General features: G+C 59.3%; 14 protein-coding genes. All 14 read left to right on the top strand.

The window, feature by feature from the left end; all coding sequences use genetic code 11:
- The first annotated feature begins 186 nt into the window (after positions 1 to 186).
- Complete coding sequence (locus V8J63_RS20200) at positions 187 to 1,113, top strand: ketoacyl-ACP synthase III (RefSeq protein WP_016771093.1); 927 nt, start codon at positions 187 to 189, stop codon at positions 1,111 to 1,113.
- 87 nt (positions 1,114 to 1,200) lie between these two features.
- The gene (locus tag V8J63_RS20195; protein WP_336464547.1) at positions 1,201 to 2,490 is read left to right on the top strand and encodes a motility associated factor glycosyltransferase family protein; all 1,290 of its coding nucleotides are present in this window, start codon (positions 1,201 to 1,203) and stop codon (positions 2,488 to 2,490) included.
- A complete protein-coding gene (locus V8J63_RS20190; protein WP_122611582.1) occupies positions 2,487 to 2,753 on the top strand; it encodes a hypothetical protein in 267 nt (88 codons plus the stop codon). Before V8J63_RS20195 ends, V8J63_RS20190 begins: the two co-directional genes overlap by 4 nt.
- A gap of 242 nt (positions 2,754 to 2,995) precedes the next feature.
- Positions 2,996 to 3,847, top strand: coding sequence for a flagellin domain-containing protein (locus V8J63_RS20185; protein ID WP_073472782.1), 852 nt, complete (start codon positions 2,996 to 2,998; stop codon positions 3,845 to 3,847).
- A 73-nt stretch (positions 3,848 to 3,920) separates the two neighbouring features.
- Complete coding sequence (locus V8J63_RS20180) at positions 3,921 to 4,277, top strand: flagellar protein FlaG (RefSeq protein WP_024012099.1); 357 nt, start codon at positions 3,921 to 3,923, stop codon at positions 4,275 to 4,277.
- A gap of 82 nt (positions 4,278 to 4,359) precedes the next feature.
- Positions 4,360 to 5,808: a flagellar filament capping protein FliD gene (fliD, locus tag V8J63_RS20175; protein WP_130889177.1), complete on the top strand. Its 1,449-nt coding sequence runs from the start codon at positions 4,360 to 4,362 to the stop codon at positions 5,806 to 5,808.
- A 129-nt stretch (positions 5,809 to 5,937) separates the two neighbouring features.
- Complete coding sequence (gene fliS, locus V8J63_RS20170; protein ID WP_024012101.1) at positions 5,938 to 6,336, top strand: flagellar export chaperone FliS; 399 nt, start codon at positions 5,938 to 5,940, stop codon at positions 6,334 to 6,336.
- Between the two features lie 11 nt (positions 6,337 to 6,347).
- Positions 6,348 to 6,644, top strand: coding sequence for a hypothetical protein (locus tag V8J63_RS20165; RefSeq protein ID WP_016771085.1), 297 nt, complete (start codon positions 6,348 to 6,350; stop codon positions 6,642 to 6,644).
- Between the two features lie 172 nt (positions 6,645 to 6,816).
- Positions 6,817 to 8,292, top strand: coding sequence for a sigma-54 dependent transcriptional regulator (locus tag V8J63_RS20160; RefSeq protein ID WP_016771084.1), 1,476 nt, complete (start codon positions 6,817 to 6,819; stop codon positions 8,290 to 8,292).
- 111 nt (positions 8,293 to 8,403) lie between these two features.
- Positions 8,404 to 9,615 carry a sensor histidine kinase gene (locus V8J63_RS20155; RefSeq protein ID WP_130889176.1) on the top strand — a complete coding sequence of 404 codons (1,212 nt, stop codon included), beginning with the start codon at positions 8,404 to 8,406 and terminating at the stop codon, positions 9,613 to 9,615.
- Between the two features lie 5 nt (positions 9,616 to 9,620).
- Positions 9,621 to 11,003 carry a sigma-54-dependent transcriptional regulator gene (locus V8J63_RS20150; RefSeq protein WP_122880896.1) on the top strand — a complete coding sequence of 461 codons (1,383 nt, stop codon included), beginning with the start codon at positions 9,621 to 9,623 and terminating at the stop codon, positions 11,001 to 11,003.
- 128 nt (positions 11,004 to 11,131) lie between these two features.
- Positions 11,132 to 11,461 carry a flagellar hook-basal body complex protein FliE gene (fliE, locus tag V8J63_RS20145; protein ID WP_016771081.1) on the top strand — a complete coding sequence of 110 codons (330 nt, stop codon included), beginning with the start codon at positions 11,132 to 11,134 and terminating at the stop codon, positions 11,459 to 11,461.
- Between the two features lie 14 nt (positions 11,462 to 11,475).
- A complete protein-coding gene (fliF, locus tag V8J63_RS20140) occupies positions 11,476 to 13,263 on the top strand; it encodes a flagellar basal-body MS-ring/collar protein FliF (protein WP_071171439.1) in 1,788 nt (595 codons plus the stop codon).
- A complete protein-coding gene (fliG, locus tag V8J63_RS20135; RefSeq protein ID WP_016771079.1) occupies positions 13,256 to 14,275 on the top strand; it encodes a flagellar motor switch protein FliG in 1,020 nt (339 codons plus the stop codon). The genes fliF and fliG overlap by 8 nt, the downstream gene beginning before the upstream one ends.

Raw genomic sequence — 14,275 nt, 5'->3', positions numbered from 1 at the left:
GTCATAACGCGCATCTTCACTGTATTGTATTGACCGGGGAGATGGCGCCTGGCCCGTTTTGCGGTTCCAGTGATAGCCCTTTGCGCTTCCCGTGGCTGCCCGTCGTGGCGGCCGTTTTCTGTTTGTCGGCGCCCCTCGAATCCTTGCGAGCGGTGGTTTTGGGCTGTTTTTTATTGGGAAGCCGTAATGATTGGCATAAAAAGCATTGCGAGCTACGTTCCTGTAGCCGGCGTGGACAATTACGCACAAGGTGCAAAATTCGAAAAGGATGAAGAGTTCATCCTTGGCAAGATCGGTTCGGCGTTCCTGCCGCGCAAAGACGCTGAGCAGGAAACTTCCGACCTGTGCGTGGAAGCGGCCAATGCGCTGTTCGCCAGCAATCCTGAACTGAAGCGTGAATCGATCGACGCGTTGATTGTCGTCACGCAAAACGGTGACGAAGAAGGCCTGCCGCACACAGCAGCAATCGTCCAGGACAAACTCGGCCTGCCGACCAATGTCGCAGCGTTCGATATCTCTTTGGGCTGCTCCGGTTACGTCTACGGCATCTACGCGATCAAGGGCTTCATGGAAGCCGCCGGCCTGAAGAACGGCCTGCTGATCACCGCTGACCCGTATTCGAAAATCGTTGACCCGGAAGACCGCAACACCACCATGCTGTTTGGCGATGCCGCCACCGCTACGTGGATGGGCGAAAACCCGACCTGGGCGCTGGGCAAGGCCAAGTTCGGCACCGACGGTTCCGGCGCACCGCACTTGAAAGTCAGCAACGGCGTGTTCTTCATGAACGGTCGTCAGGTCTTCAACTTCGCTCTGCTGAAAGTCCCGGCGCACCTGCACGAGTTGCTCGACGATTCCAATCTCAAGGCCGATGACATCGACGCATTCTGCATTCACCAGGGCAGCGCGGCGATTGTCGACGCCGTGGCGCGACGCTTCGAAGGCGAGCCGGAGAAGTTCATCAAGGACATGGTCGAAACCGGCAACACCGTGTCGTCGAGCATTCCGCTGCTGCTGGAAAAACACGTGCTTGATTCCGACTGGCAGCGCGTTGCGCTGAGCGGTTTTGGTGTGGGCCTGTCATGGGGCTCGGCGATCATTTATCGTCCGTAAGCCCGAGCAAAAAGCACTGATACAAAAATAGCGTTCAAGGTTAACCTTGAACGCTATTTTTTTGCCCGAGAAGGAGCGCGAGGCGCCATGAGCGAGTTTTTCCAAGCCAATGCCGAGGTGTTGCAACGGCGCTGGTCGGCGCTGTTCGAGCGATTGATGGCTGAAGACAGCGCGTCCGTACAGGCCGAACTCGTGCAAGGGCTGGGCTCGACGCTGAGCGTTGACGGCATTCAGTTGACCAGTCGCCATGATCGTCTGCATGAGGCGCAGGTTCAGGCGGCAAGCCTGCCGGCAAAACCGCATCTGCATGTCTATGGCACCGGCCTGGGCGATTTGCCCGGCGTGCTGCTCGATCGCGCAGACCTGGAAAAACTGTACGTGCACATCCTCAACGGCGCGCTGTTCGCGCTGGTACTGCAACTGCTCGATCAGCGCCAGTGGCTGCAGGATCCTCGGGTCGAACTGTTTTACGCCGGTGATCATCCTGACTTCTTCACGCCATTCTTTGCCTTGCCGGCCGAGATGCTGCTGGCCGATGACTTCAACGCGAAGATCCGCGACCGGCTGATCAATGAAGTGCACCTGACGTTCAACAATCGCGATTTCGATCCGCAGTCGCCAGAAATCCGGCAACGCTTGCAGGAATGTCTACCGGTGTTGCTTGGCGATGACGATGTCGCGCAGCTGTTCGGCAGTTGCGCTGGACGTGAAATCTACGTGATCGCCACCGGGCCGACACTGGAGCAGCATTTCGAACGTCTGGCGGCGATCCGTCAGCTTGCCGAGCGGCCGTTGTTCATCTGTGTTGATACCGCTTATCGACCTTTGCGCGAACATGGCATCGTGCCTGATCTGGTGGTGAGCATCGATCAGCGCATCGGCTTTCGGCATCTGCCCTTCGATACGTCTGACGGCATTACGCTGGTGTACCTGCCGATGAGCGACCCGCAGGTATTGAAGGCATGGAAGGGCAAGCGCTATGGCGGCTATTCGGTCAGCCCGATCTATGCCGAGCTGAAAGAACAGTATCCACGCGGCGAGCTGCACGTCGGCGGCAGCGTGATTCATCCGGCGGTGGATCTTGCGGTGAAGATGGGCTCCGAGCGTATCACCCTGTTTGGCGCTGACTTCGCTTTCCCGATGAACAAGACTCACGCCGGTTGGAATGACGGCGATCTCGGACCACCGGTGAATCAGGCGCGGCACTGGGTGCGCGATGGCCACGGTCAGCGCGTCAGCACTCAGCTGAATTTTCGCGGCTATCTGTGTGTGCTCGAGCGTTATATCGCTGCGCATCCAAAGGTCGAATTTCTCAACAGCAGCCGCGCCGGCGCATTGATTGCCGGGACCGCTTTCAATCCGGAGTTCGTGCAATGAGTGCGCTGGGTCAGTGTCAGGATCAGTGTCGTCAGTGTGCGGCGTTGTTTCGCCTTGGGCGTGACGTTGAGGCGGCGCTGACGATGGTCGATGTATTCGAACAGGCTCAACTATGCCTGGCGTCTGCCGCGGTGGATGTTCAGCAGATGTGGGCACAGGTGCTGATGCAGATGCTCAACTGTCAGGAACGCCAGGATTGGTTGGGGCTGGCTGACTACATGGAATACGAGTTGGTTGAATTGCTGGAAAACGCCGGGCGCTGAGCCGCTGCGCAGCGCTGGCCCGCGGCTTTGCGTTACAGGCGGTTTTATGACGTCATTTTTTCGCGCTGGATGTGCTGCTAAGTCTTTGTTTTCTCGGGGGTGGCGTGGTGATGGCAAAATTTTTTCAAAAAGCCCTCAAGCAACCTGCAATCCCGACGATAACTATTACGAAGGTTCTCTAGGCCATACCCGGCGGTTGCCAGGGCCGGAAGCCGCAGTACCCAACCAACGAGGAATTCGTCATGGCTTTAACAGTAAACACCAACACCACATCGTTGAACGTTCAGAAAAACCTGAACCGCGCTTCCGACGCTCTGTCCACTTCGATGCAGCGCCTGTCTTCCGGCCTGAAAATCAACAGCGCCAAAGACGACGCCGCTGGCCTGCAGATCTCCAACCGTATGTCTTCGCAGATCCGCGGTAACACCCAGGCCATCCAGAACGCCAACGACGGTATCTCCGTTGCCCAGACCGCTGAAGGCGCTCTGCAAGCTACTACCGACATCCTGCAGCGTATGCGTGAACTGGCTGTTAAAGCCCGTAACGGTACCAACGGCACTGCTGACCAGACCGCTACCAACGCTGAATTCGCTCAGATGTCCGACGAGATCACCCGTATCTCGGCTTCGACCAACCTGAACGGCAAAAACCTGCTGGACGGTTCGGCTGGCACTGTGACCCTGCAAGTGGGCGCAAACACCGGTTCGGCTAACCACATCGACCTGGTACTGAGCTCCAAGTTCGACGCCGTCAGCCTGTCGGTTGGCAGCGGCACTGTTGTACTGACTGGCGCCAGCCCTTCTGACGCTGCCGTCGCCATCGACAGCGCGATCACTGCAATCGACGCAGCTATCGCTAACATCGGTGCAACCCGCGCCAGCCTGGGTGCTTCGCAAAACCGTTTGACCAGCACCATCCAGAACCTGCAGAACATCACTGAAAACACCACCGCTGCTCAGGGTCGTGTACAGGACACCGACTTCGCCGCTGAAACTGCTAACCTGACCAAGCAGCAGACTCTGCAGCAAGCTTCGACCTCCGTACTGGCTCAAGCCAACCAACTGCCTTCCGCTGTACTGAAGCTGCTTCAGTAATTTCGGAATGAGTTTAAGCGGGGGAGTGCGCTTGTCGTGCTCTCTCGCTTTTTTACGTTAAGAGGTGATGGGCATGGACATGAGCGTAAAGCTTAACGTGTCTTATCCGGCTCCCAAGCCAGTGCCACCGGTTGCTGACAAACCGTCAGAGCTGCCTAAAGTCCAAAAGACTGAAGCGCCGGTCGCTGCCAAGGATCAGGATGCGGACGGCGCCAAGTTGAAACTGGCGGTGCAAGAGATAGAAAAGTTCGTCCAGTCGATCAAGCGTAATCTGGAGTTCTCGATCGACGAGCATTCCGGCAAGGTCATCGTCAAGGTGATCGCGAGCGAGACGGGTGAAGTCGTTCGACAGATTCCTTCCGCCGAAGCCCTCAAACTGGCCGACAGCCTCGCCAATGCAAGTCATGTATTGTTCGACGCCAAAGTCTGATAAATGGCATGAATAGTGTTTGTTCGTTCTCAGGACGCGTGTAACGGTCAAAAGAATGGCAACAATCTGAAGGGAGATGCACATGGCAAGTCCAATTCTACCGGGTTCCGGACTGGGTTCCGGCCTGGACATCGGCGCGATCGTGACCGCGCTGGTCAACGCCGACAAGTCTGCCAAGCAGACGCAGATCGATACTGCGACCAAAACCAACAGCCTGAAGATTTCCGGTGTCGGTTCGCTGAAAAGTGCACTGGCTGCGTATCAGAAAGCCATGGGTGATCTGAACAAGGCAACGAGCCCGGCGTTTGCCGGTTTTACTGCGACTTCGGACACGCCGACTGTTGTCGGTGCCACATCGGATAAAACCGCCGTACCGGGTACGTATAGCGTCGTTGTGAAAAATCTGGCCACCGGCTCGAAAGTCGCCAGTGCCGCCTTCGCCGGCGGGGCCGCCAGTGCCATTCCGAGTGGTACTCTGAAAATCAGTCAGAATGGCATTGATTACAATGTCGCGATTCCGGCCAATGCCACCTTGCAGTCCACGCGCGATGCGATCAACACCGCACAGGCCAGCAACGGTATTTCGGCCAACATCGTGACCGACAGCACCGGTTCGTCGCGACTGGTGCTCAGCTCGAACAAGACGGGTGCCGGCATGGACCTGAAGGTCAGCGGGATCGCTGGTCTGGAGATCGATGGCACCCAGGAAATGGGCAGCAGCCCGGCGGCCGGTGCGTCCGGAGCCGTCGGTAAGCTGGCGATGGATGCCAGTCTGACCATCGACGGCCTGGCCGTTACCAGCAAGACCAATACCGTGACCGGTGCGATCAGCGGCATGACGCTTAACCTGACTGCCGCCAGTCCCTTGGTCAATGGCGTCGCAACGCCAGCGACCGTTTCGGTTGCGACCAATACCGCCGGCATCCAGACATCGTTGCAATCGTTCATCGATTCCTATAACACCCTGAAGAAAACCATCGACACCTTGTCCAAGGCAACGCCGGATGCCGACGGCAATCTGACCGTTTCCGCAGCCTTCACTGGTGACGCTCTGCCGCGTTCGTTGATGGCGGACGTGCGTGCTCAGTTGACAGATCCAGGGGCGGGCGGAGCAGGCCAGTTGTCCGTGCTCTCGCAGATGGGCGTATTGACCGATAGCAAAACCGGTTTGCTGACGCTCGATACTGCAGTGTTCAACAAGCGTATGGAAATCCCAGGCATGGCTGGCCAGGTTCAGCAGCTCTTCAGCGGCACCGATGCCAAGAATGGTCTGTTGGCGCGTATGACTGCGGCGGTTGATCCGTACGTCAAGACTGGGGGGCTGCTCGATCAGCGCAGTTCCAACCTGACTAATCTGACATCGAGCCTGCAAAAGCAGCAGGCGGCGCTGGATCTGCGCGTGGCCAACCTGACGACGACGTTGACCGCCAAGTACAACGCCATGGACTTGCTGGTCGGCCAGATGAAGGCAACGGCGAGCAACATCACGTCGTTCTTCAGCTCGCTGAATGCGCAGCAGTCGGCGAAGTAACAGTCAGTAACGACAAAAACCCGGCTACGCTTTATCGGCGTGCGCCGGGTTTTTGTCTTTTGATCTAAAGTTTTCGGGCCGGTTGGCGATACACTGGTTATACGAGTCAACGTGGCAATGAGGTAGAACATGAACCCGATGTTAGCCCTTCGGCAGTACCAGAAAGTCGGCGCCCATGCGCAGACGTCCGAAGCGAGCCCGCACCGCCTGGTGCAAATGTTGATGGAAGGTGGACTGGCCCGTATTGCTCAGGCCAAGGGCGCGATCGAGCGCAAGGACATCCCCGCCAAATGCACGGCGATCAGCAAGGCCATCGGCATTGTCAGTGGCCTGCGTGAAGGTCTCGACCTTGAGAACAACGCCGAGGCACTGGCCGATCTGGATGGCCTGTACATCTACATGATGAAGCGCCTCGCCGAGGCCAACATCAGCAGTGATCCGCGTGTCCTCGATGAAGTGGCCGGTCTGCTGACAACGGTAAAAGAAGGCTGGGACGCCATCGCGCCTGTGCCGGCTCCGCAGTTCTGAAGGAGAGCACCATGAGTCTTGTATTGCAGCGAATAGCCGATACCCGTGAAGCGTTGGTCGGAGCATTGGCCGAACGAAACTGGGAAGCCATTGGTGAGTTGGATCTGGCTTGCCGTTCCTGCATGGAAGACGTCATGGCGGAAGCTTCGCTGGACGAAGTAGCACTGCGCGACAACCTTGAGGAGCTGCTATTCGTCTACAAAGAGCTTCTCGAGGTAGCAATGGGCGAGCGGCAGGCGATAGCCAACGAGATGTCGCAGATCACCCAAGCGCAAAAGGCTGCAAAGGTTTACCATCTGTTTGGTTGATTAACCGTCAGTTGAAACAGAGATGTGCGCCATAAATTTGACTGTGCACGGTTTTTTGACTTAACTAGTGGCTATTATCAGGTTTAGGGCGTCTACAGGCACATGGTGTCCTGCAAGCGTCTCGCTTGCCTTATTTTTCGGGCATTGAGTTGACTAGGGAAGTTGCTATTGCATGTGGCGTGAAACCAAAATTCTGCTGATCGATGACGATAGCGTCCGCCGCCGCGACCTGGCGGTGATTCTGAATTTTCTTGGCGAAGAAAATTTACCCTGCGGCAGCCATGACTGGCAGCAGGCTGTCGGCTCTTTGTCGTCTAGTCGTGAAGTCATTTGCGTACTGATCGGGACCGTCAATGCTCCTGGCGCGCTTTTGGGCTTGCTAAAGACACTCGCAACCTGGGATGAGTTCCTTCCGGTTTTGTTAATGGGCGATAATTCTTCCGTTGACCTGCCTGAAGACCAGCGTCGCCGCGTGCTGTCGACCCTGGAAATGCCGCCCAGCTACAGCAAATTGCTCGATTCGCTGCACCGCGCCCAGGTCTATCGCGAAATGTACGACCAGGCCCGCGAACGCGGCCGTCATCGCGAACCCAATCTTTTCCGCAGTCTTGTCGGCACCAGCCGTGCGATTCAGCACGTGCGGCAGATGATGCAGCAAGTGGCCGATACCGACGCCAGCGTGCTGATCCTCGGCGAGTCCGGCACCGGCAAGGAAGTGGTCGCGCGCAACCTGCATTACCACTCCAAGCGCCGCGACGCGCCGTTCGTGCCGGTCAACTGCGGGGCGATCCCTGCAGAGCTGCTCGAAAGCGAACTGTTCGGCCACGAGAAGGGCGCTTTCACTGGCGCGATCACCAGCCGTGCCGGGCGCTTTGAGCTGGCCAACGGCGGTACGCTGTTCCTCGACGAAATCGGCGACATGCCGCTGCCGATGCAGGTCAAGCTGCTGCGCGTATTGCAAGAGCGCACCTTCGAACGCGTGGGCAGCAACAAGACCCAGAGCGTCGACGTGCGCATCATTGCCGCAACGCACAAGAATCTCGAAAGCATGATCGAGATCGGCTCGTTCCGCGAAGACCTCTACTATCGCCTGAACGTGTTCCCGATCGAGATGGCGCCACTGCGTGAGCGCGTCGAAGACATCCCGCTGCTGATGAACGAACTGATCTCGCGCATGGAGCACGAGAAGCGCGGTTCGATCCGTTTCAACTCGGCGGCGATCATGTCGCTGTGCCGTCACGGCTGGCCGGGCAACGTCCGCGAGCTGGCCAACCTGGTCGAGCGCATGGCGATCATGCACCCGTACGGGGTGATCGGCGTGGTCGAGTTGCCGAAGAAATTCCGCTACGTCGACGACGAAGACGAGCAGATGGTCGACAGCCTGCGCAGCGATCTGGAAGAGCGCGTGGCGATCAACGGCCATACGCCGGATTTCAGCGCCAGTGCACTGCTGCCGCCGGAAGGCCTCGATCTCAAGGACTACCTCGGTGGTCTGGAGCAAGGCCTGATTCAGCAAGCGCTGGACGATGCCAATGGCATCGTGGCACGGGCCGCTGAACGTCTGCGCATCCGTCGCACCACCCTGGTCGAGAAGATGCGCAAGTACGGCATGAGCCGGGCTGGAGGAGATGAACAGGCGGATGATTGACGCCTGTTTTTCAAGCGCTTCATTTTATAAGCGGTTTTTTTTAGGCACGGGTATTGCTATAGCCCTCGCAACGTTCCGTTTCACTGACGGTCAGCCAAGCGAGAGAGCCCAATGCCCCAAGCCGCCCAGATCTCTTCTGCCTCCAATATCGTGGGGCAACCCTCGTCCGTAGAGCAGGCAAGTCGTCAGGGGCTTGAGCAGGCCTTCCAGCTGTTCAGCCAGATGTCGAGCCAGCTGACCGACTCCTACAGCCTGCTCGAAGCGCGGGTCACCGAACTCAAGGGTGAGCTGGCCGTGGTCAGCGCCCAACGCATGCAGGAACTGGCGGAAAAAGAACGCCTGGCCAATCGCCTGCAAAACCTTCTCGACCTGCTGCCCGGCGGCGTCATCGTCATCGACGGCCACGGTCTGGTACGCGAAGCCAATCCGGCCGCCATCGATCTGCTCGGCTCGCCACTCGAAGGCGAACTCTGGCGCCATGTGATCGCACGCTGCTTCGCTCCCCGTGAAGACGACGGTCACGAAATCTCCTTGAAAAACGGTCGACGTCTGTCGATTTCCACCCGCTCGCTGGATGCCGAGCCGGGGCAGTTGGTGCTGCTCAACGACTTGACCGAAACCCGGCATCTTCAGGATCAACTGGCACGGCATGAGCGTTTGTCGTCGCTGGGGCGCATGGTTGCGTCTCTGGCCCACCAGATTCGCACGCCGCTGTCCGCCGCTTTGCTTTACGCCAGCCATTTGACCGAACAGCAATTGCCGGTGGAAACCCAGCAACGCTTTGCCGGGCGCCTGAAAGAGCGTCTGCACGAACTGGAACATCAAGTGCGCGACATGCTGGTGTTCGCTCGCGGTGAATTACCGCTGACCGACCGCATTTCGCCCAATGCCTTGATGCAATCGCTGCAGGCAGCGGCGCTGACCCATGTGCAGGATCTGCCGATCCGCTGGCAGTGCGACAGCCATGCCGGTGAGCTGCTGTGCAACCGCGACACACTGGTCGGCGCGCTGCTGAATCTGATTGAAAACGCCATTCAGGCCAGCGCCGGCGAAGCGCGGCTGAAAGTGCATTGCTACACCAGAGGCAACACCCTGCGCTTGTGTGTCAGTGACAGCGGCAGCGGCATTGAGCCGACAGTTTTGGCGCGCCTCGGCGAGCCTTTTTTTACTACCAAAGTCACCGGCACAGGCCTCGGCCTGACCGTGGTCAAAGCGGTGGCCCGTGCGCATCAGGGAGAATTGACCCTGCGCTCGCGAGTCGGGCGCGGCACCTGCGCGCAGGTCAGCCTGCCACTTTTTTCCGCTGCACAGGGAGTTGAATAAACGTCATGGGCATCAAGGTGTTGCTGGTCGAGGATGACCGTTCGTTGCGCGAAGCGCTGGCCGATACGCTGCTCCTCGCCGGCCACGACTATCACGCCGTCGGCAGCGCCGAAGAAGCGCTGACGGCCGTGGCGCAGCAAGCCTTCAGCCTGGTGGTCAGTGACGTCAACATGCCGGGCATGGACGGTCACCAATTGCTCGCGTTGCTGCGCGCGCGCCAGCCGCAATTGCCGGTGCTGCTGATGACCGCACACGGCGCCGTCGAGCGTGCGGTCGATGCGATGCGCCAGGGTGCGGCGGATTATCTGGTCAAGCCGTTCGAGCCCAAAGCGCTGCTCGATCTGGTGGCGCGCCATGCCTTGGGCAGCATTGACGCTGGCGAAGCGGATGGTCCAGTCGCCGTCGAGCCGGCAAGTGCGCAGTTGCTTGAATTGGCGGCACGGGTCGCGCGCAGTGACTCGACTGTGTTGATCTCCGGCGAGTCCGGCACCGGTAAAGAAGTGCTGGCGCGCTACATTCACCAGCAATCGCGGCGGGCGAGCCAGCCGTTTATCGCAATCAACTGCGCGGCGATCCCCGACAACATGCTCGAAGCGACATTGTTCGGTCATGAGAAAGGTTCGTTCACCGGCGCCATCGCTTCGCAGGCCGGCAAGTTCGAGCAGGCGGACGGCGGCACCATTCTGCTCGACGAAATTTCCGAAATGCCCCTGGGCCTGCAAGCCAAGTTGCTGCGCGTTCTGCAAGAGCGTGAAGTGGAGCGAGTGGGCGCGCGCAAGCCGATCAGTCTGGATATTCGCGTGGTCGCCACGACCAACCGTGATCTGGCCGGCGAAGTGGCGGCGGGGCGTTTTCGCGAAGACCTGTTTTACCGCTTGTCGGTTTTCCCTCTGGCCTGGCGTCCACTTCGCGAACGCACTGCCGATATCCTGCCGCTGGCGGAAAAGTTGCTGGCCAAACACGTCAATAAAATGAAGCACGCAGCAGCGAAGCTGTCCCCCGAAGCTCAAGCATGTCTGACCGCGTACCCGTGGCCGGGCAATGTGCGTGAACTGGACAACGCCATTCAGCGCGCGCTGATCCTGCAGCAGGGCGGTTTGATTCAGCCGCAGGATTTTTGCCTGAGCGGTGCGGTGACATTTGCGCCGCTGCCGGTCCCGGCACCGGTGATCCGCGAGGTGGAAATCGAGGCGGACTCCTCCGGCGCCCTGGGCGATGACCTGCGCCGCCGGGAGTTTCAGATGATCATCGACACCCTGCGCGCTGAGCGTGGCCGGCGCAAGGAAGCTGCCGAAAAGCTCGGCATCAGCCCGCGGACTCTGCGCTACAAACTGGCGCAAATGCGCGACGCCGGGATGGACGTCGAAGGCTATCTGTTCGCCACCTGATTGATGCTGCAAAACATTCCAGATGCTTTTCTCAGAAGGGTGCCCACTAGCTGGCACCCTTGTTGCTAATACCTGTGTACCCGCCGAGTGAGTGTCAAAAAATTGCGGGCCGCCCAAGAGAGTAGACCATGAGCCAAGGTATTGAATTTAATCGGTTGATGATGGACATGCAGGCCATGAAAGTGGATGCCATGTCTGCGCGTAAATCGACTGCCGCTGTCCCTGAAATCGCGGGCAGCAGCTTTTCCGACATGCTCGGTCAGGCGATCAATAAAGTCAGCGATACCCAGCAGGCGTCGACTCAACTGGCCAACGCGTTCGAGATCGGCAAGAGCGGTGTCGACCTGACCGACGTCATGATTGCGTCGCAAAAAGCCAGCGTGTCGTTCCAGGCTCTGACCCAGGTGCGCAACAAGCTGGTCCAGGCTTACCAAGACATCATGCAGATGCCGGTTTAAGGGCGAAATAAGTCATGGCAGAAGCAGTCGCTGATAACGTTCCGGCCAAGGCCACCCCGATCGACGGCAAACCGCCGCTGTTCGGCCTGTCCTTTCTGGAAAACCTTTCCCAGATGACCGTGCTGCGTCAGGTCGGCCTGTTGGTCGGTCTGGCTGCGAGCGTGGCGATTGGCTTTGCCGTGGTGCTGTGGTCGCAGCAGCCGGATTACCGTCCACTGTACGGCAGCCTTGCCGGCATGGACGCCAAGCAGGTCATGGAAACCCTGGCCGCCGCTGACATCCCTTACAACGTAGAACCCAATTCCGGCGCCTTGCTGGTCAAGGCCGACGACCTGTCCCGTGCGCGGATGAAACTCGCTGCCGCTGGTGTCACTCCCAGCGACGGCAACATCGGTTTCGAAATCCTCGACAAGGAACAGGGTCTGGGCACCAGCCAGTTCATGGAAGCGACCCGTTATCGTCGCGGCCTCGAAGGCGAACTGGCGCGGACCATTTCCAGCCTGAACAACGTCAAGGGTGCACGCGTGCACCTGGCGATTCCGAAGAGTTCGGTGTTCGTCCGTGACGAGCGCAAGCCGAGCGCTTCGGTACTGGTCGAGCTGTACAGCGGGCGTTCGCTGGAGCCGGGTCAGGTGGTGGCGATCATCAACCTGGTGGCGACTTCCGTGCCCGAGTTGAGCAAATCGCAGATCACCGTCGTCGATCAGAAGGGCAACCTGCTCTCCGATCAGGCGGAGAACTCGGAAATGACCATGGCCGGCAAGCAGTTCGATTACAGCCGCCGCATGGAAAGCATGCTCACCCAGCGCGTGCACAACATTCTGCAACCGGTACTGGGCAACGATCGCTACAAGGCTGAAGTTTCGGCCGACGTCGATTTCAGTGCCGTCGAATCGACTGCCGAGCAATTCAACCCGGACCAACCGGCGTTGCGCAGCGAGCAGTCGGTCAACGAACAACGTACCGCCAGCAATGGTCCGCAAGGTGTGCCGGGTGCCCTGAGCAACCAGCCACCGGCGCCTGCCTCGGCGCCGCAGACCACCGGTGGCACCGCCGCACCGGCCGGGATGATCCAGCCGGGTCAGCCACTGGTTGACGCCAACGGTCAGCAGATCATGGACCCGGCCACCGGCCAGCCAATGCTCGCGCCGTACCCGGCGGACAAGCGTCAACAATCGACCAAGAACTTCGAGCTCGACCGTTCGATCAGCCACACCAAGCAGCAGCAGGGCCGTCTCAATCGCCTGTCGGTGTCGGTGGTAGTCGACGATCAGGTCAAGATCAACCCGGCCAACGGTGAAACCAGCCGTGCGCCGTGGAGCGCCGACGAATTGGCGCGCTTCACTCGTCTGGTGCAGGACGCCGTCGGTTTCGACGCCAGCCGTGGCGACAGCGTCAGCGTGATCAACATGCCGTTCTCCGCCGAGCGTGGCGAAGTGATTGCCGATATTCCGTTCTACTCCCAGCCATGGTTCTGGGACATCGTCAAACAAGTGCTGGGTGTGCTGTTCATCCTCGTACTGGTGTTTGGTGTGCTGCGTCCGGTGCTCAACAACATCACCGGCGGTGGCAAAGGCAAGGAGCTGGCCGGTCTGGGCAGCGACGTGGAACTCGGTGGCATGGGCGGCCTGGACGGCGAACTGGCCAACGACCGCGTGAGCCTCGGTGGTCCGCAGAGCATTCTGTTGCCGAGCCCGAGCGAGGGTTATGACGCGCAGCTGAATGCAATCAAGAGTCTGGTAGCTGAAGACCCGGGTCGCGTGGCTCAGGTCGTGAAAGAGTGGATTAACGCAGATGAGTGATAACCGAGCCGCCACCGTCAAACTGACCAAGGTCGACAAAGCCGCGATTCTGCTGCTGTCCCTGGGTTCGACCGATGCTGCGCAAGTGCTGCGCCACATGGGCCCCAAAGAGGTTCAGCGCGTCGGCGTGGCCATGGCGCAGATGGGCAACGTCCATCGCGAACAGGTCGAGCAGGTGATGAGCGAGTTCGTCGACATCGTCGGCGATCAGACCAGCCTCGGCGTCGGTTCCGACGACTACGTGCGCAAGATGCTCACCCAGGCCCTGGGCGAAGACAAGGCCAACGGCCTGATCGACCGCATCCTGCTCGGTGGCAACACCAGCGGCCTCGACAGCCTGAAATGGATGGAGCCGCGCGCAGTCGCTGACGTCATCCGTTACGAACACCCGCAGATCCAGGCGATCGTGGTCGCGTACCTCGACCCGGATCAGGCCGGTGAAGTGCTCGGCAACTTCGACCATAAAGTGCGTCTGGACATCATCCTGCGCGTTTCGTCGTTGAACACCGTGCAACCGGCAGCGTTGAAAGAACTCAACCAGATTCTCGAGAAGCAGTTCTCCGGCAACTCGAACGCCTCGCGCACCACCTTGGGTGGCATCAAGCGTGCGGCCGACATCATGAACTTTCTCGACAGCTCGATCGAAGGCCAGCTCATGGACTCGATCCGCGAAGTCGACGAGGACCTGTCCGGTCAGATCGAAGACCTCATGTTCGTCTTCAACAACCTTGCCGACGTCGACGACCGTGGCATCCAGGCGCTGTTGCGCGAAGTGTCTTCGGACGTGCTGGTACTGGCCCTCAAGGGTTCGGACGAAGGCGTCAAGGAAAAGATCTTCAAGAACATGTCCAAGCGTGCTGCCGAACTGTTGCGCGACGACCTCGAGGCGAAAGGCCCGGTGCGCGTCAGCGACGTCGAAACCGCACAGAAGGAAATCCTCACCATTGCCCGTCGTATGGCCGAAGCCGGCGAGATCGTGCTCGGTGGCAAGGGCGGCGAGGAAATGATCTAA

Source organism: Pseudomonas sp. CCNWLW23 (assembly GCF_037095675.1).
Taxonomy (GTDB): domain Bacteria; phylum Pseudomonadota; class Gammaproteobacteria; order Pseudomonadales; family Pseudomonadaceae; genus Aquipseudomonas; species Aquipseudomonas atacamensis.
The sequence above is the reverse complement of the archived record's forward strand: the minus strand, read 5'-3'. Positions and strand labels throughout refer to the sequence as shown.